The 23,347-nt window shown below is 65.3% G+C and carries 21 protein-coding genes; 5 read left to right on the top strand and 16 right to left on the bottom strand.

What is annotated here, in order from left to right; all coding sequences use genetic code 11:
• Positions 1-43: 43 nt before the first annotated feature.
• The 3 genes from QZM72_RS15925 to QZM72_RS15915 form a co-directional block, all read right to left on the bottom strand.
• Complete coding sequence (locus tag QZM72_RS15925; RefSeq protein WP_179233404.1) at positions 44-874, bottom strand: 3',5'-nucleoside bisphosphate phosphatase; 831 nt, start codon at positions 872-874, stop codon at positions 44-46.
• 82 nt (positions 875-956) lie between these two features.
• Positions 957-1,847, bottom strand: a complete 891-nt coding sequence (locus QZM72_RS15920; RefSeq protein ID WP_301738635.1) for an alpha/beta fold hydrolase — start codon at positions 1,845-1,847, stop codon at positions 957-959.
• A gap of 174 nt (positions 1,848-2,021) precedes the next feature.
• Entirely contained in the window at positions 2,022-2,882 is an 861-nt protein-coding gene (locus QZM72_RS15915; RefSeq protein ID WP_301738634.1) for a ferritin-like domain-containing protein, read from the bottom strand.
• A gap of 143 nt (positions 2,883-3,025) precedes the next feature.
• Between QZM72_RS15915 and QZM72_RS15910 the strand changes: the two genes are divergently transcribed.
• The 3 genes from QZM72_RS15910 to QZM72_RS15900 all read left to right on the top strand — a co-directional run bounded on the left by QZM72_RS15910 (position 3,026) and on the right by QZM72_RS15900 (position 5,026).
• Entirely contained in the window at positions 3,026-3,550 is a 525-nt protein-coding gene (locus QZM72_RS15910; RefSeq protein WP_089467792.1) for a gamma carbonic anhydrase family protein, read from the top strand.
• 25 nt (positions 3,551-3,575) lie between these two features.
• Positions 3,576-4,526 carry an Hsp33 family molecular chaperone HslO gene (gene hslO, locus QZM72_RS15905; protein WP_089467793.1) on the top strand — a complete coding sequence of 317 codons (951 nt, stop codon included), beginning with the start codon at positions 3,576-3,578 and terminating at the stop codon, positions 4,524-4,526.
• Between the two features lie 137 nt (positions 4,527-4,663).
• Positions 4,664-5,026 (top strand): hypothetical protein, encoded by a 363-nt coding sequence (locus QZM72_RS15900; protein ID WP_089467794.1) that lies wholly within the window; start codon positions 4,664-4,666, stop codon positions 5,024-5,026.
• Positions 5,027-5,115: 89 nt separating this feature from the next.
• On the opposite strand, the gene ftsB is transcribed toward QZM72_RS15900, so the two are convergent.
• The 9 genes from ftsB to QZM72_RS15855 all read right to left on the bottom strand — a co-directional run bounded on the left by ftsB (position 5,116) and on the right by QZM72_RS15855 (position 16,204).
• Positions 5,116-5,541: a cell division protein FtsB gene (gene ftsB / locus QZM72_RS15895; protein WP_089467795.1), complete on the bottom strand. Its 426-nt coding sequence runs from the start codon at positions 5,539-5,541 to the stop codon at positions 5,116-5,118.
• A gap of 81 nt (positions 5,542-5,622) precedes the next feature.
• Positions 5,623-6,906, bottom strand: coding sequence for a phosphopyruvate hydratase (gene eno / locus QZM72_RS15890; protein WP_006478406.1), 1,284 nt, complete (start codon positions 6,904-6,906; stop codon positions 5,623-5,625).
• A gap of 106 nt (positions 6,907-7,012) precedes the next feature.
• The gene (gene kdsA, locus QZM72_RS15885; protein WP_044848177.1) at positions 7,013-7,867 is read right to left on the bottom strand and encodes a 3-deoxy-8-phosphooctulonate synthase; all 855 of its coding nucleotides are present in this window, start codon (positions 7,865-7,867) and stop codon (positions 7,013-7,015) included.
• Entirely contained in the window at positions 7,864-9,522 is a 1,659-nt protein-coding gene (locus tag QZM72_RS15880) for a CTP synthase (protein ID WP_034207739.1), read from the bottom strand. Before QZM72_RS15880 ends, kdsA begins: the two co-directional genes overlap by 4 nt.
• 179 nt (positions 9,523-9,701) lie before the next feature.
• Entirely contained in the window at positions 9,702-10,547 is an 846-nt protein-coding gene (locus QZM72_RS15875; RefSeq protein ID WP_089467797.1) for an alpha/beta fold hydrolase, read from the bottom strand.
• Positions 10,548-10,785: 238 nt separating this feature from the next.
• Positions 10,786-13,284, bottom strand: a complete 2,499-nt coding sequence (locus QZM72_RS15870) for a DNA internalization-related competence protein ComEC/Rec2 (protein WP_301738633.1) — start codon at positions 13,282-13,284, stop codon at positions 10,786-10,788.
• 57 nt (positions 13,285-13,341) lie between these two features.
• Positions 13,342-14,130, bottom strand: a complete 789-nt coding sequence (locus QZM72_RS15865; RefSeq protein WP_089467799.1) for a TatD family hydrolase — start codon at positions 14,128-14,130, stop codon at positions 13,342-13,344.
• Between the two features lie 66 nt (positions 14,131-14,196).
• On the bottom strand, positions 14,197-14,958 hold the full coding sequence (gene lolD / locus QZM72_RS15860) for a lipoprotein-releasing ABC transporter ATP-binding protein LolD (RefSeq protein WP_179233405.1): 762 nt from the start codon (positions 14,956-14,958) through the stop codon (positions 14,197-14,199).
• Positions 14,951-16,204, bottom strand: a complete 1,254-nt coding sequence (locus QZM72_RS15855; protein ID WP_089467801.1) for a lipoprotein-releasing ABC transporter permease subunit — start codon at positions 16,202-16,204, stop codon at positions 14,951-14,953. The genes lolD and QZM72_RS15855 overlap by 8 nt, the downstream gene beginning before the upstream one ends.
• A 251-nt stretch (positions 16,205-16,455) precedes the next feature.
• Between QZM72_RS15855 and QZM72_RS15850 the strand changes: the two genes are divergently transcribed.
• The gene (locus QZM72_RS15850) at positions 16,456-17,904 is read left to right on the top strand and encodes a site-specific integrase (protein WP_301738632.1); all 1,449 of its coding nucleotides are present in this window, start codon (positions 16,456-16,458) and stop codon (positions 17,902-17,904) included.
• 68 nt (positions 17,905-17,972) lie between these two features.
• Positions 17,973-18,518, top strand: coding sequence for a lysozyme (locus QZM72_RS15845; protein WP_301738631.1), 546 nt, complete (start codon positions 17,973-17,975; stop codon positions 18,516-18,518).
• Between the two features lie 214 nt (positions 18,519-18,732).
• Here QZM72_RS15845 and QZM72_RS15840 read toward each other — a convergent pair whose 3' ends face one another.
• The 4 genes from QZM72_RS15840 to QZM72_RS15825 all read right to left on the bottom strand — a co-directional run bounded on the left by QZM72_RS15840 (position 18,733) and on the right by QZM72_RS15825 (position 23,078).
• The gene (locus QZM72_RS15840; protein ID WP_367620035.1) at positions 18,733-18,918 is read right to left on the bottom strand and encodes a hypothetical protein; all 186 of its coding nucleotides are present in this window, start codon (positions 18,916-18,918) and stop codon (positions 18,733-18,735) included.
• Between the two features lie 103 nt (positions 18,919-19,021).
• Entirely contained in the window at positions 19,022-19,243 is a 222-nt protein-coding gene (locus QZM72_RS15835; protein ID WP_212186830.1) for a hypothetical protein, read from the bottom strand.
• Positions 19,244-19,844: 601 nt separating this feature from the next.
• Positions 19,845-20,702, bottom strand: coding sequence for a hypothetical protein (locus QZM72_RS15830; protein ID WP_301738629.1), 858 nt, complete (start codon positions 20,700-20,702; stop codon positions 19,845-19,847).
• A gap of 66 nt (positions 20,703-20,768) precedes the next feature.
• Positions 20,769-23,078 (bottom strand): DNA-directed RNA polymerase, encoded by a 2,310-nt coding sequence (locus tag QZM72_RS15825; protein ID WP_301738628.1) that lies wholly within the window; start codon positions 23,076-23,078, stop codon positions 20,769-20,771.
• Between the last annotated feature and the right edge of the window lie 269 nt (positions 23,079-23,347).

The following is a 23,347-nucleotide window of genomic DNA, read 5'->3' as shown; positions in this document are numbered from 1 at the left end:
GCGCGCAGCGACGGCAACGCGGGCGGCCCGAAGCCGCCCGGCGTCAGAGCCAGCGCTCCCAGACCGGTGTCAGGTCGGGCGGCAACGGCGGCAGGCTGCCGAGCTCGATGCGGCCCTCGCCCGGCGCATGGAAATCCGAGCCGCGCGACACTTCGAAGCCGAAGCGGCGCGCGACATCCGCGTACTCGCGGTACTGGTCGGGCGTGTGACTGCCCGTGATAACCTCGATCGCGCGGCCGCCGAGATCGATGAACTCGCCGAAGAACGCGTCGAATTCGACCGGCGTATAGCGATAGCGGCCCGGATGCGCGACCACCGCTTCGCCGCCTGCCGCGCGGATCCAGCCGACCGCGTCGGACAGGGACGCCCAGCGATGCGGGACGAAGCCGGGCTTGCCGTCGCCGAGCAGGCGGTCGAACACGTCCGACGTCGATTCGGCGTGGCCGTTTTCGACGAGAAAGCGCGCGAAGTGCGTGCGCGAGATCAGGTCGGGATTCGACACGTATTTGAGCGCGCCTTCGTATGCGCCGGGAATGCCGAGCGTCGCGAGCTGCTCCGCGATCGCCAGCGCGCGCGCGGCGCGGCCGTGGCGCGTGCGGTACAGGCCGTCGACCAGCGCCGGATGGGCGGGATCGATGTTCAGACCGACGATGTGCACGGTGCGCGATGCCCACGTGACCGAAATCTCGACGCCGCTCAGGTAGCGCATGCCGAGCGCTTCCGCCTCGCTGCGCGCCACCGCCTGGCCGCCGATCTCGTCGTGATCGGTCAGCGCCCACAGGGTCACGCCGCCCGCATGCGCGCGGCGCGCGACGTCGGCAGGCGACAGCAGCCCGTCGGAAACATTGGAATGGCAGTGGAGATCGGCGTTCATTGTCGGCATGGCAGGTAAGGCTTCATTCTACTGCAATGCGGCAATTGCGCCGCCGGCCTGCCCTGCCGCCCGTGCCACGCGCCTACGCGCAGAACGCCTCGATCAGCGCCGCGATCTGCTCGGGCTGGTCGTGATGCACCATGTGGCCGGCGTCCTCGATGAGCTTCTCGCGCCAGTCCGGGAACGCGTTGAAGCGCGCCTTGAATTCGGACAGGGGAATATCGCCGGCGATGTAAGCGAGCGTCGGCGAATTGACGGCCTCGACGTGCAGCACCTTCGCGCGCACCTGCTTCCAGGTCGCCATCACTTCGTCGAGCCGGTACAGCAGCGGGCCCGGCATCTTGTGCGCCGGGTCGGCGAGCAGATGGTAGAGGCCGTCGTCGCCGCGTTTCGACCAGTGCGCGGCGAGAAACGCGGCGCGGCGCGGGTCGAGCCGCGGATTGGTCTTGATCAGGCGCGCCGCCACGTCGTCGAGGGACGCGTACGGCCGCAGCGCGGGCGGCTCGCGCAGTTCGTCGAGCCAGCCGCGCAGCCGGCGCGGCGCCTGTTCGGCGCGGGCCGGCGCGAGCCCGAACCCTTCGAGATCGACCACGCGGCGCACGCGTTCCGGCCGCGCGCCGGCATACAGGCACACGACGTTCGCGCCCATGCTGTGTCCGACCAGATTGACCTCGCCGCTCGGCGCATAGCGGTCGACGAGCGCATCGAGGTCGGCCAGGTAATCGTGGAACCAGTAGTGGCCGCCGCCCTGCCGCGCGACCGGCCAGTCGGACAGCCCGAAGCCGCGCGCATCGGGCGCGATCACCTGCCAGTCGCCCGCGAGCGCATCGACGACGAACTGGAACGACGCCGCGACGTCCATCCAGCCATGCAGCATGAACAGCGTGGGCGCATCGGGCCGGCCCCAGCGCCGCACATGCAGCTGGACGCCGCGCACCGTGACGAAATCGGAAACAGAACTCGAGGCACTCATTGCAGCCGCCGAAAAAAGAATGGTCGTTCGATTATAGCGGCGCCCCGGTTCCGGCGGCCGGCAATCGAGGTAGCGCTCTAGCGGCGAGGTCGTTCCAGCGCCGGCCGGCAGGCGCCATCGATCCGGTGCGCGAGCCGGCCGGCGGCCGTCCGGACGTGGGTGAACGCGATCCGGCTAGTGCGCGGGACGTCCGTCCGCCGCATCCTGCGCGGCCAGTTCATCGAGTTCGGCCTGGTCGAAGCCGGCATCGCGCCGCGCATCGAAATTGAACGGGCCGCGCAATCGCGGCGCGTGGTACTGCTCGGCGAGCTGCCGATAGGCCGGCACGGGGTCGCGCCCGGCGGCGTCGCACAGATGGCGGAACCAGCGGTTGCCGATCGCGACATGGCCGATTTCGTCGCGCAGGATCACGTCGAGGATCGCGGCCGACGCATCGTCGCCCGCCTGCACGAGCCGTGCGCGAATCGGCGGCGACGCGTCAAGCCCGCGCGCCTCGAGCGTCCGCGGCACGAGCGCCATGCGCGCGAGCACATCGTCCCTGGTCCGCTCGCACATTTCCCACAGCCCATTGTGCGCCGGAAAATCGCCGTAAGCATGCCCGAACCCGTCGGCGAGCCGGTCGGACAGCAGCGTGAAGTGATAGGCCTCCTCGGCCGCGACCTTCAGCCAGTCCGCGTAAAACGCGTCCGGCATGCCCGAGAAGCGCCAGACCGCATCGAGCGCCAGGTTGATCGCATTGAATTCGATATGGGCGAGCGCGTGCAGCAGTACGGCACGCCCTGCCGGCGATCGCATGCTGCGCCGCTGCAGCTCGCGCGGTTCGACGAGCGGCGGCCGCGCCGGGCGCCCGGGCAGACCGGCCGGTTCGCGCAGTTCAAGCGCCGGCGCGATCGCGGCCTGCCCGGCCCGCAGCGCATCGTGCAACGCGCGCACCTGCGCGGCCTTGACCGCCGGCTCGGCAACGAGCAGTGCGTCGAGCGCCGCGCGGCGCACACAGGCCGGCGCCGGGCCGAAAGAAGAAGACTCGATGCTCATAAACGGGGACACCCTGCGTACGCGTGGCGGGAGCACAGGCACGCGACGGTTTACAATATGCGTTTGTTCCACGGCGCCAGGCGCCGGCCACACCGGACGCGCCATTCTACCGGCGCCCATCATCGAAGAGACAAGGAGACCCCGTGACGATCTACAAGCTGGGCGATACGGCCCCGACGATCCACGAAAGCGTGTTCGTCGCCGATACGGCGGCCATCATCGGCAAGGTCGTGCTCGAGGAAAACGCGAGCGTGTGGTTCGGCGCGACGATTCGCGGCGACAACGAGACGATTACCGTGGGCATCGGCAGCAACGTCCAGGAAGGCGCGGTCCTGCATACCGACCCGGGCTTTCCGCTGACGATTGCGGAAAACGTGACGATCGGGCACCAGGCGATGCTGCACGGCTGCACGATCGGCGAAGGTTCGCTGGTCGGGATTCAGGCGGTGGTCTTGAATGGAGCGGTCATCGGCCGCAACTGTCTGGTCGGTGCCGGCGCGGTCGTGACGGAAGGCAAGACGTTCCCGGACAATTCGCTGATTCTCGGCGCACCGGCAAAAGTCGTGCGCGAGCTGTCGGCCGAAGACGTCGCGCGGCTGCGCGCGAACGCGAAGACGTATGTCGAGCGACGCGCGCATTTCAAGGAGCAACTCGTGCGGATCGGGTGATCCGCACGGATTTCAAGGAAGAAGAGTGAGCGACCAGTTACAGAAATTCATGTTCAATGCGGCGCCCGTGCGCGGCGAGATCGTTTCGCTGCGCAACACGTGGCAGGAAGTGCTCGCCCGCCGCGACTACCCCGCCCCCGTGCGCACGGTGCTCGGCGAAATGATGGCCGCGTGCGCGCTGCTGTCCGCGAACCTGAAATTTCACGGCACCCTGATCATGCAGATCTTCGGCGACGGGCCGGTCCAGATGCTGGTCGTCCAGTGCGGGTCCGATCTGTCGATGCGGGCCACCGCGAAGTTCTCGGGCGACGCCGCGCAGACGATCGGCGACGACACGAACTTCGCGGCGCTCGTCAACGCGAGCGGCCACGGCCGCTGCGTGATCACGCTCGACCCGGCCGACAAGCTGCCGGGCCAGCAGCCGTACCAGGGCATCGTGCCGCTGAACGGCATCGACGGCCCGCTCGAATCGGTGTCGCAGGTGCTCGAGCACTACATGCATCATTCCGAACAGCTCGACACGCGTCTGTGGCTCGCGGCCGATCGCGACCGCGCGGTCGGGATGCTGCTGCAGAAGCTGCCGGGCGACGGCGGCATCGTGCCGCGCAACGCCGAGACCGATCTCGACACGTGGGAGCGCGTGTGCACGCTCGGCGGCACATTGTCCGCGAAGGAGCTGCTCGAAGTCGAACCGGAAGTGGTGTTCCGCCGGCTGTTCTGGCAGGAAAACGTGCAGCACTTCGAACCGGCCGGCACCCGCTTCCAGTGCTCGTGCTCGCGCGAGAAGGTTGGCGCGATGCTGCGCATGCTCGGTCGCGAGGAAGTCGACAGCGTGATCGTCGAGCGCGGCCACGTCGAGATCCACTGCGAGTTCTGCAACCAGCGCTACGAATTCGATCCGGTCGACGTCGCGCAACTGTTCGCGGCGCCCGGTGTCGAAACCGGCATCGCACCCGCGACCGACCAGCGTCACTGAGCCGCGCACCCGTGCCCGCCAGCGGCACGGCGCGGGCGCATAATGACGCACGAGCGCCGCACGCGCGGTTCAAGCGCCGGAGGCACGGCCTTCGGCGCAAGCCGCCTTCCACGGTCGGCGCGCTGCAGGAGAAACGCATGAATCGCCGCCCCTTTTACACACTCCGCACCCTCGTCCTGACGAGCATGGCAGCCGGCACGCTCGCGCTTGCCGGCTGCGCGATGCCGCCGCCCACTGCCACGATCCTGAGCCGCTTGCCCGAACCGGGCGCGTCGGGCGGCCAGCCGCCGGTGCTGTCGAGCGCCGAACGCAAGCGCTACGACGAGATCGATCGGCAGGTACTGCGCGAGCAGAACAGCGCGATGGCGGCCGAAGCGGCCGCGCGCGCGTGGGCCTATTACTCGCCGCCGCCCGTGACGGTCTACGGCGGGTACTACGGCGGATGGGGTAATCGCTGGGGTACGGGTATCGGTTACGGCTACCCGGGCTGGTGGTGGTGAGCGGGCGTCGCCCGATCGATTGACGACTGGCAGGAAATAAAAAAGCGCGGCATTTCCCGCGCTTTTTCAATGGATTCGAGGCATCGTGCTCAGTGATGCGCCGCCTTGCCCTTGTCGCCGCCGCGATGCCGCGACGGCTTCGCGATTGACTGCGGATTCGGCACGACGCGCACCGGCGCCGCGGAGACGGCGCCACGCGTCGACGTATTCGACGGCGTGTTGTTCACCGGCCCTGCCGGTGCATTCGGCGACACGAACTGCACGAATACTTCGCCGTCCTTCACCATGCCCATCTCGTAGCGCGCACGCTCCTCGATCGCCGCGGTGCCGCTCTGCAGATCCTGCACTTCACCGGCGGTGCGCTCGTTGCGCAGCTTCTCGTCCGCGTTCTTCTGCAACTGATCGTCGAGTTGCTGACGCAATTCGTGCACCCGCAGCCAGCCGCCGTGTCCCCACCATAGGGGGTACTGAATGAGCGCCAGCAAGGCAATCAGGACGACAGTGACAAGCCGCATGTAAGAGACGCAGATATAAGAAGCGCCGCTCCGCGCACAGGCACAGAGCGGCGTCGAGATGACTAACCCGATAGTAGCGCGTTAGCGCAGGTTATAGAAAGCCGATTTGCCCGGGTAGCTCGCGATGTCGCCGAGATCTTCCTCGATACGCAGCAGCTGGTTGTACTTCGAGATGCGGTCGCTGCGCGACAGCGAACCCGTCTTGATCTGACCGGCGTTCAGGCCGACCGCGATGTCCGCGATCGTCGAATCTTCCGTTTCACCCGAGCGGTGCGAGATCACGGCCGTGTAACCCGCGCGCTTCGCCATTTCGATCGCCGCGAACGTTTCGGTCAGCGTACCAATCTGATTGATCTTGATGAGGATCGAGTTCGCGATGCCCTTCTCGATGCCTTCCTTCAGGATACGCGTGTTCGTGACGAACAGGTCGTCGCCGACCAGTTGCACTTTCTTGCCGAGGCGATCGGTCAGCAGCTTCCAGCCGTCCCAGTCGCTTTCGTGCATGCCGTCCTCGATCGACACGATCGGGAACTTGTCGGCGAGCGTCGCGAGGTAATCGGTGAATTCGGCCGACGACAGTTGCAGGCCCTCGCCCGCGAGCTGGTACTTGCCGTCGTGGTAGAACTCGGATGCCGCGCAGTCGAGCGCGAGCAGCACGTCTTCGCCCGCACGGTAGCCGGCCTTCTCGATCGCCTGCAGGATCGTCGACAGGCACTCGTCGTTGCTGCCGAAGTTCGGCGCGAAACCGCCTTCGTCGCCCACCGCCGTGCTCATGCCGCGATCGCTGAGGATCTTCTTCAGCGCGTGGAACACTTCCGCGCCGCAGCGCAGCGCTTCACGGAACGTCGGCTGGCTGACCGGGACGATCATGAATTCCTGGATGTCCAGGCTGTTGTTCGCATGCGCGCCGCCGTTGACGATGTTCATCATCGGCACCGGCAGCTGCATCGCGCCCGAACCGCCGAAGTAGCGGTACAGCGGCAGGCCGGCTTCTTCGGCAGCCGCCTTCGCGACGGCCATCGACACGGCCAGCATCGCGTTCGCGCCGAGGCGCGACTTGTTGTCGGTGCCGTCCAGCTCGAGCAACGTCTTGTCGAGGAACGCCTGTTCCGACGCGTCGAGGCCCATGATGGCTTCGGAGATTTCGGTGTTGATGTGCTCGACCGCCTTCAGCACGCCCTTGCCGTTGTAGCGGCCGGCTTCGCCGTCGCGCAGCTCGATCGCTTCACGCGAGCCGGTGGACGCGCCCGACGGCACCGCCGCGCGGCCCATCGTGCCCGATTCGAGCAGCACGTCGCATTCGACGGTGGGGTTGCCGCGCGAATCCAGAATCTCGCGGCCGATGATATCTACGATTGCACTCATGGGTTTCCTCTGAGAATGACGATGGATTCTTCAAACTGCGACGGCGTGCGCGCCGGAACCGCTTTCGCTACAGACGCGCGAAGCCGTCGCAAGGTTCATTCGATCTTTAATTGAAATCGTTTTCCAGGAACGGATTGCGCTTCACCGCCTGGTCGAGCGTGACGAGGGTCTCCAGCAACGCGCCCATCCGGTTCAGCGGCACCGCGTTCGGGCCGTCCGACTTCGCCTCGGCCGGATTCGGATGCGTTTCCATGAACAGGCCCGCGACGCCCGTCGCGACCGCCGCGCGTGCGAGCACCGGCACGAATTCGCGCTGGCCGCCCGAGCTCGTGCCCTGCCCGCCCGGCAACTGCACCGAGTGGGTCGCATCGAACACGACCGGCGCGTTCGTCTCGCGCATGATCGCGAGCGAACGCATGTCCGACACGAGATTGTTGTAGCCGAACGAGACGCCGCGCTCGCACGCCATGAAGCGGTCCTCCGACAGCCCGGCCTCACGTGCCGCGTCGCGCGCCTTGTCGATCACGTTCTTCATGTCGTGCGGCGCGAGAAACTGGCCCTTCTTGATGTTGACCGGCTTGCCCGAGCGCGCGCACGCATGGATGAAATCGGTCTGACGGCACAGGAACGCGGGCGTCTGCAGCACGTCGACGACCGACGCGACCTGCTCGATCTCTTCGATCGAATGCACGTCGGTCAGCACCGGCAGCCCGAGCTGGCGCTTCACCTCGCCGAGGATCCGCAGCCCTTCGTCCATTCCGAGGCCGCGAAACGACTTGCCCGAACTGCGGTTCGCCTTGTCGTAGGACGACTTGTAGATGAACGGAACGTTCAGCTTCTCGCAGATCTCCTTCAGGCGGCCGGCCGTGTCGATCGTCATTTGCTCCGATTCGACGACGCAGGTACCCGCGATCAGGAAGAAAGGCTGGTCGAGACCGACCTCGAAATCGCACAGCTTCATGCTTGCACTCCGCGCGCTTGCTTGTTGGCGAGCGCGGCTTCGACGAACGACTTGAACAGCGGATGACCGTCACGCGGCGTGGACGTGAATTCCGGGTGGAACTGGACACCGACGAACCACGGGTGCATCGAACGCGGCAGCTCCATCATTTCCGGCAGATCCTCGCTCGGGGTACGGGCGCTGATGATAAGGCCGCCGGCTTCGAGCTGGGGCACGAAGCGGTTATTGACTTCATAACGGTGGCGATGGCGCTCGTTCACGTCCTTGCCGTAGATTTCCTCCGCCATCGTGCCCGGCTTGATCGGGCAGCGCTGCGAACCCAGGCGCATCGTGCCGCCGAGATCGGATTCCTCGGTGCGCGTCTCGACCTTGCCTTCGCGGTCGTACCATTCGGTGATCAGCGCGACCACGCGCTCCGGCGTGTCCGGATCGAATTCCGTGCTGTTCGCCTGCTTCAGGCCGACGACGTCGCGCGCGAATTCGATCACCGCGAGCTGCATGCCGAGACAGATGCCGAGATACGGCACCTTCGACTCGCGCGCGTAGCGAACCGCGGCGATCTTGCCTTCCGTGCCGCGACGGCCGAAGCCGCCCGGCACCAGCACGGCGTCGAGATGCTTCAGGCTATCGACGCCGTTCGTCTCGAGCTCTTCCGAGTCGATGTACTCGATGTTGACCTTGGTCGACGTATGGATCGACGCATGACGCAGCGCCTCGATCAGCGACTTGTACGACTCGGTCAGGTCGACGTACTTGCCGACCATGCCGATCGTCACTTCGTGCTGCGGGTTCTCGAGCTTTTCGACGAGCGTCGACCACATGCTCAGGTCGGCATCCTTCGGCGACAGCTTCAGCTCTTCGCAGATGATCCGGTCGAGGCCCTGGTCGTGCAGCATCTGCGGAATCTTGTAGATGCTGTCGGCGTCCCACACCGAGATCACGGCGTCTTCGGGCACGTTCGAGAACATCGAGATCTTCTTCGATTCGTCGTCGGGGATGCGGCGATCCGCACGGCACAGCAGCACGTGCGGCAGGATGCCGATCTCGCGCAGCTTCTGCACGCTGTGCTGGGTCGGCTTCGTCTTCAGCTCGCCGGCCGTCGCGACGTACGGCACGAGCGTCAGGTGCACGAAGCACGCGCTGTTGCGGCCGAGGCGCAGGCTCATCTGGCGCGCGGCCTCGAGGAACGGCAGCGACTCGATGTCGCCGACCGTGCCGCCGATCTCGACGATCGCGACGTCCGGCTCGCCGCAGGTGGCCGATGCCGCCCCGCGCTCGATGAACGCCTGGATTTCGTTCGTGATGTGCGGAATGACCTGCACGGTCTTGCCGAGATAGTCGCCGCGGCGTTCCTTGCGGATCACCGATTCGTAGATCTGGCCGGTCGTGAAGTTGTTGGCCTTGCGCATCTTCGTGCTGATGAAGCGCTCATAGTGGCCGAGGTCGAGGTCGGTCTCCGCTCCGTCTTCCGTCACGAACACTTCGCCGTGCTGGAACGGGCTCATCGTGCCGGGGTCGACGTTGATGTAGGGATCGAGTTTGAGGAGGGTGACTTTCAGACCGCGCGATTCGAGGATCGCGGCGAGAGAGGCGGCGGCAATACCCTTGCCGAGGGAAGAAACTACGCCGCCGGTGACGAAAACATATTTGGTCATCGCTGGATGCTCGCGGGAAAAACGGATTATACCGTAAAGCCCGCCCTTCTCTCAGCAATGACGTGATGATCGCGCCCTTTCGTGGCGGCCCGCGCCGGTCGCGTGCGCCGGTGCGAACCGGCCGGCCGGTCGGCGCCGCGCGCATGCGCCGGCGGGCGTTCCAGCCGCCCGACGAAGCGTCAGGCGCGCCTCGCGAGCGGCACGCCGGCCTGCGAAACGCCGCTCTCCTGCGCCTTCAGCGAATTCAGCATCCGCTGCAATGCGCGGGCGGTCTCGATCGGCCGCTCCATCGGGAACAGGTGGCTGCCCTCGAGCCATTCGATGCGCCCGCGCGTCGCGCGGCGCGTCGCATCGAGGCCGACCTGCCGCACCTCGCGCGAGCGCGTGCCGGCGAGGAAGCCGAGCGGCACCGGCGCGCCGTGCGCGAGCCGCGGGCCGAGCGTGTGCGGCAGCGTCCGGTAGATCAGGTATTCGACCTGCCGGTCGAACGCCAGCGCGCGCTCGCCGTCGGCGCCGGCCTGCGGGATCCCGTAGTCGATATAGTCGGCGAGCATCCGCTCGTCCCAGCGGGCGAACGCGGGCTTCTCGCGGAAATGCCGCCACACTTCGTCGCGGCTCGTCCAGCGCGTGCGCCGGTTGCGCGTCGCGGCGGCCGGCGACAGCCGCTCGTCGAGCCCCGCCCACTGGCTCGCGCGCAGCGCGCCGGCGCGCCAGCCCGCGATGATCGGCGAATCGATCATCACGACGCCGCGCACCCACTGCGGCTTCTTCAGCGCGGCCATCAGCGACAGGTAGCCGCCGAGCGAATGGCCGACGAGCCAGACCGGGCGCTCGTAGCGGCTGCCGATATCGTCGAGCAGTTGTTCGACGAGATGCGGCCAGTCGCGCGTCACCGGGTAGCGGCGGTCGTGGCCGATCCGTTCGATGTAGCGCAGCTCGTAGTCGTCGGCCAGTTCGGCGAAGATCGTCCGGTACGTGGACGCAGGGAAGCCGTTCGCATGCGAGAAGTGGAGGATGTCCTTCAAACGCCGATGTCTCCTTTGTCGACGAGAGTTGGCGCTTTAGCGCTTACTCTCGCCCCATGCTTCGCGGTCGACGAAAGTTGGCGCTTCAGCGCTTACTCCCGTCCAATGCTTCGCGGTCGGCAAGAGTGAGTGCTTCAGCCTACGCCAGCTCCATGCTTCATATTTATGTCGGAACCGTGCTTCGGCACGGTACGCCGGCCGCGAGTTTTCCGTCCCGATACGCCAGCCTTCGCCGCGCTCACCGGTCCATCCAGTACCGGCGCCGTTCGTCGCGATAGCGTGCGAATGCGAACCCGCCGCCGGCCGGCGCGACGTCGAACCGCACGGCGCCGTCACGATCGGTGCGCGGCAGCGGAATCCCGCGCGCCTCGTAGCGGGCGAGCACGGTCCGGTGCGGATGCCCGAAACGATTGCGATAGCCTACAGGAAATACCGCGACGCGCGGCCCGACCGAATCGAGGAAAGGCTCGACCGACGACGTGCGGCTGCCGTGGTGCGGCACGACCAGGATCTGCGCGGCCAGCGCGTCGCGCGCCTCATTCACGAGTCGGCGCTCGCCGCGCGCATCGATGTCGCCCGTCAGCAATGCCGAGGCGCCACCCGCATCGATGCGCAGCACACACGATTGTCCGTTCGACGAACCCGTGCCCACCCCGCCCGGCGGCCACAGCATCGTGAAGACGACGCCGTCCCAGGTCCACCGCTGCCCGGCCGCACAAGGCAGCCGATCGGCCACGCCGGCCGCCTGCGCCTCGCGCCACAGCCGGTGCCGCGGCGCAATGCCGGCCAGCAACTGGCGCACGTCGGCGGCCGCATAGACGGCCGGCGCGCCGCCCGCATGATCGGCATCCGCGTGACTGAGCACAAGCGAGTCGATCGTCGCGATGCCGCGCGCCCGCAATGCCGGCGCGACGATCCGCGTGCCGGCGTGGGACGACTCCGCGCCCGGCCCCGCATCGAACAGCAAGGTTCGCCGAGCGGTTTCGACCAGCACCGCCGCGCCCTGCCCGACGTCGAGCACGGTGAGCCGAAAACCGCCCGGCGGCGGCGCGTCGGGCGCCGGCGCGACGAGCGGCAGCCACGTCAGCGGCGCGGCCCAACGCAACGGCCAGCCGCGCGGCATCAGCGCCCACGCGACCCCCACGCATGCGAGCGCCAGCACCGGCCACTCGGGCATGCGCGGCCAGAACACACCGGCCGGCCAGTCGGCCAGGTGCGCGAGGAGCGCCATCATCGGTGCGAGCGCCGCATGCGCCAGCCGGAAGGCCGCCGCATCGAGCGGCGGCGGCAACGCGATGCCGGCCAGCACGACCGGCGTCACGACCGAGCTGACCCACGGAATCGCGAACGCATTGCCGAACGGGCCCGACAGGGAGACCTGTGCGAACCAGGCGGCGGTGAGCGGCGCGAGACCGATCGTCACCGCGTACTGCACGCGCGTCGCCTCGGCGATGCGGCGCCGGCAGCGCGTGGCCCATCCGCGCACCCGCCTCCGCAAGCGGGCCGTACCGCTTTCCGCGCCCGTTTCGTCGATCTCGTCGTTCCGATCGATCTCGCGCACCGCGCGCCAGCCGGCGACGGCCAGCAGGATCACCGCGACCGCGCCGAACGACAGCCAGAAGCCGGCCGACAGCACGGCCCACGGATCGGCGAGCAGCACGCCGCCGAGCGCCGCGCACAACACCGCGGACGTCGGCACACTGCGGCCGGCCAGATATGCGACGCCGCCACCCGCGATCATCCACCACGCGCGCTGTGCCGGCACGTTGAAGCCGGCGAGCGCGGCGTAGCCCGCGGCAGCAACCAGCGCGGCAAGCGCGGCCGCGTACGGCGCCGGCAACACGAGCGTCGCGGCCCGCGCGCGCCAGCGCACGCGGCGCCAGACCATCGAGACCAGCCAGCCGGCGATCGCGCCGACCAGCCCGACATGGAGACCCGAAATCGCGACCAGGTGGCTCGTGCCGGTGTTGCGCAGGACGCGCCAGTCGTCGTCGCCGATGCCCGATTGGTCGCCGATGGCCAGCGCGGCGACGATGCCGCGGTGCGCCGCATCGCTACCCAGCACCGCGCCGATGCGTGCGCGCAGCGTGTCGCGCACCCGGTCGATCGATGCGCGCCACCCCGATGCGCGCGCATCGAGCAATACCGCCCGACGCGGCGCACTGACATAGCCGATCGCACGAATGCCCGCGGCGAGCCACGCGGCCTCGCTGTCGCGCACGCCGGGATTGGCCTCGGCATGCGGGCGCTTGAGACGCACGACGAAACGCCAGCGCTCGGCAGCGCGCAAATCGGGCAGCGCATCGCGTGTCGCGGATGCGCCATACGCGCGCCACGACAGCCGGATCAATGGCGGAAAACGAGTGAGCCTCGCATCGTTCGACTCGACCGCGAACAGCAGCCGCGCGCCCGTCTCGTCAACGACCGGCAACCCGCGGATCACGCCCGTGACGACGATGTCGCGCCCTTCCCACTCGACAGGCAGGCTGTCGCGCAACCGCCATTCGGCGCGCGCGGCCGCATAGCCGAACCCCGCGACGCAGGCCGCGACCGCGCACAGCATCCATCCGCATACGACGACCGCACGCGTGCGCCGTCGACGCACGCACCATGCGCCCAGCGCCGCGCAGCCCGCGAGCACGGCTGCTCCGATCGTCCATGCGATCGCCCCGGGCAACGCCGCCTGCCGCTGCAGCACGACGACGCCGAGCGCGAACGCGATCCACCACACGCGCATTCCGCCTCCTCGTCGACCCGGCGCCGCCCCTGCCCATGCGGCGCCTTCCGGCAACGATTATGCGGACGAAAGGGCGAGTCGCGGCAGCGCGGCGAGCGCGTTAGCCGAAGTGCATACGGCCAGTTCGCCGGTATCGAGCCCGCGCAATTCGGCGAGCACATCGCCGATGCGCGGCACCTGGTCGGGCGTATTGCGGGTTTTGTAGGCCCATTCGGGCGCGATGTCGGGCGCGTCGGTTTCGACGACGAGCGCGTCGAGCGGCAACTCGGTGGCGAGCCGGCGGATCTGCCGCGCACGCGAGAAGGTCACGTTGCCGCCGAAGCCGAGATGCAGCCCCTGCGCCAGATACGCTTCGGCCTGCTGAAAACTGCCGTTGAACGCATGCGCGATGCCGCGCCGCACGCCGAAACGGCGCAGCCCGGCCAGCACGCGGTCCTGCGACTTGCGCACGTGGCACAGCACCGGCAGATCGAATTCCCGCGCGAGCCGGAGCTGGCCCTGGTAGAAGAACTGCTGCCGGTCTTCGTCGAGCCCCGGCACGAAATAGTCGAGCCCGATCTCGCCGATCGCGACGAAACGCGGATCGTCGAGGCTCGCCTCGATCTCCATGCGCAGCCGGTCGAGATCGGCGTCGCGCGCCTGCGGCGTATACATCGGATGAATGCCGAGCGCGTACGCCGCGCCCGGCGTGCGCTGCGCGAGTTCGCGCACCGTCGTGAAGTTGTCGCGCCCGATGCTCGGGATCACGATGCGCGACACGCCGGCCGCGTGCGCAGCCTGCGCGACCGCGTCGCGGTCGGTGTCGAACTCGGCGGCATCGAGATGGCAGTGCGTGTCGATCCACATGGCAGCGGTCCTGCGCCGTTGTGCCATGCCGCGACGAACAGGCGGCCGGCGAGCGGCGTGGCTTCTTTACACCGGCAGCGCCGGCTCCTCGTGCAGCACCCCGTCGCGCAGCCGCATGATGCGGTCGCAGCGCGCGGCGAGATCGGGGTCGTGCGTGACGATCACGAAACTCGTTTCGAGCGTCTCGGACAGTTCGAGCATCAGGTTGAACACCGTGTCGGCCGTCGTGCCGTCGAGGTTGCCGGTCGGCTCGTCGGCGAGCACGCACGCGGGCTTCGTGACCAGCGCGCGCGCGATCGCGACGCGCTGCCGTTCGCCGCCCGACAGCTCGCCCGGCCGGTGCTTCGCACGCGGGCCGAGACCGACGCGTTCGAGCATCGCCTGTGCCTGCTCCCGCGCGTCCTCGGTCGTCATCCGGCGGATGCGCAGCGGCATCGCGACGTTGTCGAGCGCCGTGAACTCGGGCAGCAGGTGGTGGAACTGGTAGACGAAGCCGAGCGCGCGGTTGCGCAGCTCGTTGCGCTCGCGCTCGGCGAGTTGCGTAAACGGCCTGCCGAGCAGCGACACTTCGCCGGCGCTCGGTTCGTCGAGGCCGCCGAGCACGTGCAGCAGCGTGCTCTTGCCGGAGCCCGACGCACCGACGACCGCGAGCTTCTCCCCGCGCCGCACCGTCAGCTCGGTGTTGTCGAGCACCTGCACGTTGAAGCCGCCCTGTACGAACGCCTTCGTGATCCCGCGCGCCTGAAGCACGTATTCCTGCATACCTGCCGAATCCTGTCTGTTGTGTTGTTGTCGTGAGTCCGCGAATGCGGCCGCGCGGTCATTCATAGCGGAGCGCCTCCGCCGGCTTCACCTTCGCGCCGCGCCAGCTCGGATAGAGCGTCGCGACGGCCGACAGCGCGAACGCGATCAGCCCGATCCGGATCACGTCGCTCGCGACGAGTTCGGACGGCAGCTCGCTGATGAAGTACACCGACGGCGGCAGGAACTGCACGCCGAACAGATGCTCGATCATCGGGATCAGCCACGGGATGCTCCACGCGATCAGGCAGCCGAGCGCGACGCCGGACGCGGTGCCGACGAAGCCGATCGTCACGCCCTGCACGACGAAGATCTTCATGATCGACCCCGGCTGCGCGCCGAGCGTGCGCAGGATCGCGATGTCGGCCTGCTTGTTGGTCACCGTCATCACGAGCGACGACACGAGGTTGAACGCGGCCACCGCGATGATCAGCGTGAGGATGATGAACATCATCCGCTTCTCGATCTGCACGGCCGAGAACCACGTCTTGTTCTGCTGGGTCCAGTCGCGAATGTAGAGGCTGCCCGACAGCGTATGCGACAGCTCGACGGCGACCTGCGGCGCCTTCTGCATGTCGGTGAGTCGCAGCCGCACGCCGGTCGGCGCGCTCATCCGGAACAGCGCCTCGGCGTCGCGGATGTTGATCATCGCGAGCGTGCTGTCGTATTCGTAGTGGCCCGATTCGAACACGCCGACCACGGTGAACTGCTTCAGGCGCGGCATCATGCCGGCCGGCGTGATCGAGCCTTCGGGCGCGACGAGCGTGACCTTGTCGCCGACCGTCACGCCGAGATTGCCGGCGAGCGCGTCGCCGAGCACGATGCCGAACTGGCCCGGCACGAGCGCGGCCAGCCGGCCGGCCTTCATGTCCTTGCCGATGTCCGACACCTGCGGCTCGAGCGACGGTTCGACGCCGCGCAGCATCACGCCGCTCACCGCGTCCTGGCGCGTGAGCAGCGCCTGCGCGTCGACGTACGGCGCCGCGCCGATCACCGCCGGATTGCGGCGCGCTTCCTGCGCGGTCAGTTGCCAGTCGGGCATCGAGCCCGTCGGCGAGAATACCTCGACGTGCGCAAGCACCGACAGCATGCGGTCGCGCACCTCCTTCTGGAAGCCGTTCATCACCGACAGCACGACGATCAGCGCCGCGACGCCAAGCGCGATCCCGAGCATCGAGACGAGCGCGATGAAGGAAATGAAGCCGTTGCCGGTCGTGCGTTTGCCGGCGCGCGTGTAGCGCCAGCCGATCTGCCATTCGTACGGAAGTTTCAAGCGAATCCTTTCTGCTGGTTACGGCGGGAGGCGCGCCGCGGCCGGACCGCCGCCGGGTGGCGGCCGGCAGCCCGGGCACGGTCGAAAAAACGGCCGCCGGACGCGATCGGGCCGTCAGCCGGCCCGATCACGCGCGCAGTTTGCCATAAACAAACATGCTACACTTAACCCTTTGATTTTCGGGGGAAACCTTGTCGGACAAGGGTTTGCGGGGTGCGGTAGCCGGTGTTACATCCACTGAGGATGACACCATGACAAACCATCTCCTGCGGCGTGGCTCTAGATACTACATTCGCCGGAAAGTTCCGACAGACCTCCAGACCCACTACAACGGCCGCAAGGAAATCGTCAAAGCCCTGGGTACGTCCGACCCTGCTGTAGCGCGGGAGAAGGTTCGCGAGGAGAGCTATCGCCTTGACTGTGAGTTCAGGGCGATCCGGGCCGGACAGGCAGCGCAACCCCTCGATCCGCTCGCGTTGTCTCCGGATGTCATAGAGGCCAGCCGGTTCCACACCGAGACTCGCAAGGCGCTTGGTCTGGAGCCTCGCCCGTTTCTAGAAACCCTGTTCAACGAGACCGGGCGGCGGTTATCCCAGCACACCGAGTTCAACCGTCAGGTTGCCGTGCAGGAGGAGGCGCTACGCCGGGTATTCGGCAACGCCGCGCCTCTGCCCGATCCTCGCCCTGCCGCTGCCCAATCCCCGGCACCGGTGCCCGAACCCCGCCCTATCGTTGCGGGCAGTTCATCGGCCGAACACCTCGCCGCGCTAGTAGAAAAGTGGGCGAAGGAACGGAAGCCAACGGGCGGCGCAATAGACCAAATGAACCTCGCGGTGGACCGCTTCTACACGCACGTCGGGCGGATTCCAGTAGCAACTATTACGCGTCAGCACTTGGTCAAGCTGAAAGACAAATTATTTGAGTCGGGTCTAGCTGCGTCAAGCGTAAAGCGGTATATGGACCAGTTCTTTACGCTACTGCGCTTCGGTTACGAGAACGAGGTGATACCGACTCAAATTCAACGTGTGTCGGTGACTGTAAAACGCACCGAAAAGGCCCGTATCTCGTTTGACACGACGGCACTCGGCGCAATCTTCAACAGCCCCATATACACAGAGGGTGCGCGCCCGGTTCGCGGCGCTGGAGAGGCCGCATACTGGGTTCCTTTGCTTGCGGCATTCACAGGTGCACGTGTCGAGGAGCTATGCCAATTAGCACCAGACGATGTATTCGAAGAAGGCGGCCATTGGTGCGTACGCTTCGTGTATGACGAGGAGCGCGGCCAGCGCGTGAAAACATTGGGAAGCCTCCGTCGCATCCCGATTCACGCCGAATTGTTGCGTCTGGGGTTCGTCCAGTTCGCACAGTCCCGCAACGGCCACCTACGACTTTTCGACATGAAGCCGGATAGGCACGGCCGCGTATCGCCTACATGGGCCAAGTGGTTTAGCGACTACCTGCGCAAAGTGTGCAAGGTCACTGACCCGCGCATGACGTTCCATAGCTTCCGCCACTCGTTCAAAGACGCCTGCCGCTCGGTAGGTATTAGCCGCGAGGTCTCGGACGCACTCACGGGCCATAGTGACGGCTCCGCATCCAGCGGATACGGCGGCGACTTCTACCCATTGCCGCCACTCGTTGACGCTATGTCGCGAGTGACGATACCCGGCGTAACGCTTCCAAATAGACCGGCCAAATAAGGCCCACAACCCACCGATCAGCCCGCGAGCAGTTAGCGCGGGCTTTTTCTTTTCTATCAAGGAAATCTATGCCGCAAATCAACAGGGCCATTGTTGCCCGTGTAGCAGGTGCCGCAGGTTTGGCCGCCGCGCTGTTTGCTTCTCAGTTTGAGGGAAATTTCAACAAGGTCTACAGCGATCCTGTAGGCATCGCTACCGTGTGCGTCGGTCATGCACGTACAGGCCCGGACGGAAAGCCGTTGCGGCTCGGGCAGACGTTCTCAAACGACGTGTGTAGCTACTTGCTGGGGAAAGACATTAACGAGGCGGAGAAGGCCGTACAGAAGATCGTTAAATCTCCTCTGTCTCCGGGTGAAAAACTGGCCTACACGGACTTCGTGTTTAATGCGGGCGCGGGCGCTCTCGCGTCTAGTACGCTCCTCAAGAAACTCAACACGGGCGACCACGCGGGCGCGTGCTACGAACTCGCGAAATGGGTATGCGTGACGGTTCCGCAAGGTTATGGGGACACGTCGGGGAAGTGTTTGACGAAAGACCGCTCGAAGAAACAACTTCCCGGATTGGTCAAGCGCCGTGACGCGGAAATGAAGGCGTGTCTTGCAGACCTTGCATAGGCTCTTGCGTATCCGGCACATACTTGCGCACCACGCGTAAAGCATCGTCAAGTGCGTCTTGCGCCTTCCTGAGCCTTGCTTTGGTCAGTAGGCTACGCGTCATTTCGCATACCTCGTCAACCTCTATCGAAGCTTCCAAGATGCGCAGTTTCAGAACGCGGGAGTCAAACTCAGTCATGGCGAATCCTCCAGACGGCGGAGAATTCACTATAGGTCATTCCGGAGCGATGTCCGCGCCAATCTCACGCATCTTGCTGTAGACGCGCTGTATCTCTTCGTCCGTTAGCGCGAGCCGCGCAGCGGCGTAGAACAACCGATCTTCGCCCATCACGCGCGGAGACTCGCCCCCTGTGTATTTCCGCCACTGCTGTCCGCCAGCGAGCGCGAACAGTTCGGCCATTTCCTCACTGGTCTTATTGAGCGAGTCTTTGAGGTTTCGGAGGTCAGCAGCAGACGGCGGGGAGTAGCGCATAGAGAAAGGCCCGCTTGCGCGGGCCGGTCAGTTAGTGAGGCAGGATTCTAGCGAGCGCAAGGGCGGTTCCGACAAAGGCCGTAGCCCAGATCACCGGATACCACCGCGTCTCGCGTTGTAGCTTGGCGGCTTCCGCATTCATCTTGACGGTTTCCGCGTTCAGCTTGGTCGCCTCGGCGGTCAGCTTTGCAGATTCCGTCATCAGTTTGGCAATCTCTGCCTCAACTTTGAGAATGTCCACGGTCTTTTCCAATTCAGTCGTCCTCTAGGGGTTGTCGGGTTACGCGAGTGCGTCGCCCATGTCCATAATACTAGCCCCTTTTGGATCACCCCGCAACCATTATCGGCGCGGCCTAATCGGGTCAGCATACAACCGAACGTACGGGCGTGCTGCCCTAATTTCAAACCTTGACCAAGGCCGCAGGCTCTGCCACGATACTGTACATCCATACAGTATTTAGAGGTGGAACGTGGAACCGCTATGGGAGTACCGCTGGGAGTATGTCGACTCGTACTACGGCGTGATTGACTGCAAATTCTGGATGACGGATTGGGAGGCTGAACGCTGGCATGCGTACGGGCAGGAAGGGACAAGGCGTCTAGATGAGACGCGGAGGGATAGGCATTTGCAGCCGAAGTCTAACGAGCAAGCGCTCTCGTACGCATCGGCCCCAGCAGGAACGGACCCGCTGCCGGAGTTCGTATCTCCGGACACAGGTACATTGCGCGGCTGGTGGAAGCACCCTGAGCGGGTTGACGGCGCGGACGTGCGCCGGATGGTCTTGGAGGTCATCGCGCTGCGGAGACTCTTAAACGCGAGCGTCAAGGTAGCCTCCGAATCCCGCGAGGTTTAGTTACTTCTTGTCAGGCACGATGCCCCAGCACTGCCCCGCGCGTTCATTCTCCGGAATCGTCTCGGGGTTGTGCTTGCACTTATCGATCGTGTCTAGGGCATTCTTGTAGTCGGCCACAAGCGGATCGACAATGCTATCGACGTAGGACGCCTGGGCCGTTGTGTCGGGCGTTTGGCAGTCGCTCCCCATCTGGTCCGGGGTCGGCCGGATGCCGCCGATTGCATGCCCGACGTTATCGCCACCGCTACCCAAGGCGGACCACAGCGACGCGGCGGATGTCTGGATAACATCACCCTGTGCGTCCAGCTTGTCCGGCAGACACGACAGGATCGGGCGAGCGAAGTACACGACGTTGCCCTTGATGTACTCCCGCGCTGCATACACGCGAATGTCCTTATAGAACTGCGCCGCCGCAGCTTTCTTTTCAGACGTATCGACGTAGCCCGTCATATCGTCGTACTGGAAGTTCACCAGCGTCCACGTCGAAATGTTGACGTTTGCTGCCGCCATCTCCGCAGCGCTTGGCGCTTCACCGTTGTTCACGCTCATAACGATGTCGTGCAGCTTCGACCCGTTGACGATGCCGGGATACACCCCGATGTCCGCACCGCGTGCCTTGAACGCTTCTTGCAGGCGATTGATGGTGTCCTGCGAATCCGAAACAACAGGGGCCGATGCAGACGTATCCGCAGCAGCCATCGCGCGCGCCTTAGTTGCAGTCGCAACGAGTGGTGCGCCCGTGTACGTCAGCTTGATTGCGGGTCCAGCGTTTACCGGTGTGGATGCGTTGTCGTCGCCCCCGCCACATGCGGCCAGAAATGCAGAAAGAACAGCTACAGCAGTGAGTCGTTTAATCATTGTCTTTGTTCGATTTGTGTTTGTTTAGCCCCAACGGGAAGTTTACACGCGCTTTCGCGATGAAAGCTAGAACCACGCGTAAATCGATTCTCGGACCACGCTCAGATCAAGCGCGCCATACTTCGGAACCTCCGGAAGCGCGCTGCGCTGTTCGTCCGTGAGGGCCGCGACGACGTCATCTGTCCAGGAACGCAACAGGTCCGGCGACATCAGTTCGATAAACTGCTCGCGCGTGCTGCGGAATACCTCCCCGCATTGAGCGAACGGCGCGCCGAACGAGTCGTGAATCATCCAGAAATTGCGGACACCCTTTCCGTGCAGATCGTTGACGACGTAGGCCATGTGGGAGGCATCGACGCCATGCACAAAGTTCGGGGCTACGCCGGCCCGTTGATCGTTCTTGCTGAGGTCGTTCGTATCCACAGAGAACGTGCGCGCGCGGCGTGATTCTGGGCCGGCGATTTGCGTTTCGAGGCGCACCGATTTGCGCGCTACCCGCGCTTGTTCTACTCGCAAGCCTGCCGGTGTTCGCCACACTAACGGGAGGCCCGCAGCGGTCATCACATCGGACACTGCCTGTAAGTAGGCCATTGCGTTGAGCATCCCCGGCGCGACATCAGAAAAGCATGCGTTGATTTGCGAAGCCAACCACATCGACTCCGCGTCTGGTGCGCCGGTCTTGCTCTGTACCTGCTCTCCGAACGTGTACGTTCCCGCGCTATACACCTTCGTCATGCTTGGGCCTTTCAACAGATCGCGGTCGATCGACTTCTCAGCCCAGAATTGCAAGCGTGCCATCGTGGCCGCGTCCGCATAATCCACAAGGCCGCACAGGCGCTTAGATAAGGCGTCCGCCATCCGACCGTAGTAGTCATCACCGCGCGGAGCGGGAACGAGATTCACCATTGCGCCGGCAGACGCATCGCGAGTCATCCCCGCGAGCATTTGCACCCCGCTACAGCTTCCGTCCAACGCGCCCGCAAGGCGACTGCGGAACGCGTCACCCTCCTCCTGATACCCAGCCCATTCGAAGCACGCCGCGAGGAATTGCCACGGCTTATCCGCGCGATGCCAACCTGTGTTTATTCGCGGGTTCTGCGCATACGAGAGAATCGCCTGTGTGTTGTCGCGGGTCCATTCCGCGCGCTCCTCCGGCGTGCGGTGGACCTTCTTTCCATCCACAGTAACTTTGTCCTCGCCGGCAAGGTTGCACAGGTGGATTGCGAGCCACTGTGCCCCATCCATACCTAGCGGCGTACCGTCCGCGAATTCCAAACAGCCCTTGCACAGGTCCGCCCCTTGCGGGCTGATGATGCTGGTTGCGGGATACATCCGGCCGCGCCAATCAAGATTCCACGGGAAGTAAAACGCCTCCTCGTCTACAAGCTCCTGCATTGCAGCCAAAGTAAGCGCGCTGCGGATCGTCTTGGCGCGGCGAAGCGATTCCGGCGTGTCGTGGCGGGCCTCGATGTACTTGCCATTGATAACCGCCCCGCGCATGTCCTCTGCGTTCGTCTTGAACGTCTGCGCGACCTCAAGCACCCGGCGATTCACCCGAAAGCGCGTCGCCTGCAACGCATTCAATGCCGACACAATCACTTCCGACTCAATCGGCCGGCGCGTGCCGCGCACTGCTGGAATCTGGTCGTGAAGATATCCGCCATGCGTTGCGAACGTTGTCCACGGCACAGGCGGGACAAGCATCGGTCGCCGTTCCGCGAAGTCCACCGCGAGACCGTCGCCCGCTACCTCGTCCATGAATCGCGCTGTGAGGTGGAACGTGTTCGGTTTGCGCGTGCGGCTCATCATCTTGGCTTCGCCGGTTCGCTCCTCCAGCCAACCAGTAGCCGCGCAGAAATGATCCAGCAGAAGCAATGCGGCCCGCTCGTATCCGAGTTCGCCGTACTCAGGTGCGCCGCCTGTCAGATTGCGGAGGCGGCCTGCCAAGGCTCCCGCGAGCGTCTGCGCACTCAGCGGCCTATCCGGGTCCGCCATCCGGCCCAGCATGCCGCAAATCGCGCCCCATGTTGCATCCGCCTGGGCGGCGACATCGACGGCGTTTAGGGGGTTGTACTTTCCGCCCTTGTGCTCGATCTTGGAGACCTTCCGCTTGGTCTGTTTCGCAGTCTCCAGCGCGGAGCGGAACGCATTCAGGCCGGCGTAGAGCGCTTCCCGGTTGGTCAGCCCCGCGTCATCCGTCGTACGGCGGCTACTTTGCGCTTCTCGGCAAAGCTGTTTGATTACTTGTTCAACATGTTCTTGTTGTTGTAGTCGCTCGACATGGCGCCGGGCATACGGACGAACTTCCGGAATCTCAGTCAGGGATACTGCTACGGCCTTTTCGCGAAGGCTCTGGTACTCAGCAATCGAGTGCATCGACTCCTTATAGGCGTGACAAAGCCTCCACCCAGACTACAGGCGGAGGCAAAGCGCTACCCTCGGGTTGAACACCCGAAAGAACCGCGACATTTAATTGACGTCTAGCATCACAGTGCTAGACTGCGGATGTCGAATACAAGTTTTGCTTGTACCGGACACCGAACTAAGGCGAACGCTCCTTCACAGCGCCGCCCCAGTTCATCAAGGCAGATGCAGCCATGCCAAGAGCAAATAGTTAACTGCGATTGCGAAGTACAAGAACGAAG

The sequence above is a fragment of the Burkholderia sp. AU45388 genome, assembly GCF_030481585.1.
GTDB lineage: Bacteria > Pseudomonadota > Gammaproteobacteria > Burkholderiales > Burkholderiaceae > Burkholderia > Burkholderia sola.
The sequence above is the reverse complement of the archived record's forward strand: the minus strand, read 5'-3'. Positions and strand labels throughout refer to the sequence as shown.

Coding starts and splice junctions, on each gene's coding strand:
- lolD (WP_179233405.1), bottom strand. CDS start 14,958: ATGAATGACCGCGCGGCCGCATTCGCGGACTCACGACAACAACACAAC.
- QZM72_RS15870 (WP_301738633.1), bottom strand. CDS start 13,284: ATGCGCGTGTGGTGGATCGCGTTCGCGCTCGGCGTCGTCGTGCTGCAG.
- QZM72_RS15925 (WP_179233404.1), bottom strand. CDS start 874: ATGAACGCCGATCTCCACTGCCATTCCAATGTTTCCGACGGGCTGCTG.
- kdsA (WP_044848177.1), bottom strand. CDS start 7,867: ATGAAGCTGTGCGATTTCGAGGTCGGTCTCGACCAGCCTTTCTTCCTG.
- eno (WP_006478406.1), bottom strand. CDS start 6,906: ATGAGTGCAATCGTAGATATCATCGGCCGCGAGATTCTGGATTCGCGC.
- QZM72_RS15845 (WP_301738631.1), top strand. CDS start 17,973: ATGCCGCAAATCAACAGGGCCATTGTTGCCCGTGTAGCAGGTGCCGCA.
- QZM72_RS15840 (WP_367620035.1), bottom strand. CDS start 18,918: ATGGCCGAACTGTTCGCGCTCGCTGGCGGACAGCAGTGGCGGAAATAC.
- QZM72_RS15825 (WP_301738628.1), bottom strand. CDS start 23,078: ATGCACTCGATTGCTGAGTACCAGAGCCTTCGCGAAAAGGCCGTAGCA.
- QZM72_RS15830 (WP_301738629.1), bottom strand. CDS start 20,702: ATGATTAAACGACTCACTGCTGTAGCTGTTCTTTCTGCATTTCTGGCC.
- QZM72_RS15850 (WP_301738632.1), top strand. CDS start 16,456: ATGACAAACCATCTCCTGCGGCGTGGCTCTAGATACTACATTCGCCGG.
- ftsB (WP_089467795.1), bottom strand. CDS start 5,541: ATGCGGCTTGTCACTGTCGTCCTGATTGCCTTGCTGGCGCTCATTCAG.
- QZM72_RS15865 (WP_089467799.1), bottom strand. CDS start 14,130: ATGTGGATCGACACGCACTGCCATCTCGATGCCGCCGAGTTCGACACC.
- QZM72_RS15915 (WP_301738634.1), bottom strand. CDS start 2,882: ATGAGCATCGAGTCTTCTTCTTTCGGCCCGGCGCCGGCCTGTGTGCGC.
- QZM72_RS15920 (WP_301738635.1), bottom strand. CDS start 1,847: ATGAGTGCCTCGAGTTCTGTTTCCGATTTCGTCACGGTGCGCGGCGTC.
- QZM72_RS15880 (WP_034207739.1), bottom strand. CDS start 9,522: ATGACCAAATATGTTTTCGTCACCGGCGGCGTAGTTTCTTCCCTCGGC.
- QZM72_RS15900 (WP_089467794.1), top strand. CDS start 4,664: ATGAATCGCCGCCCCTTTTACACACTCCGCACCCTCGTCCTGACGAGC.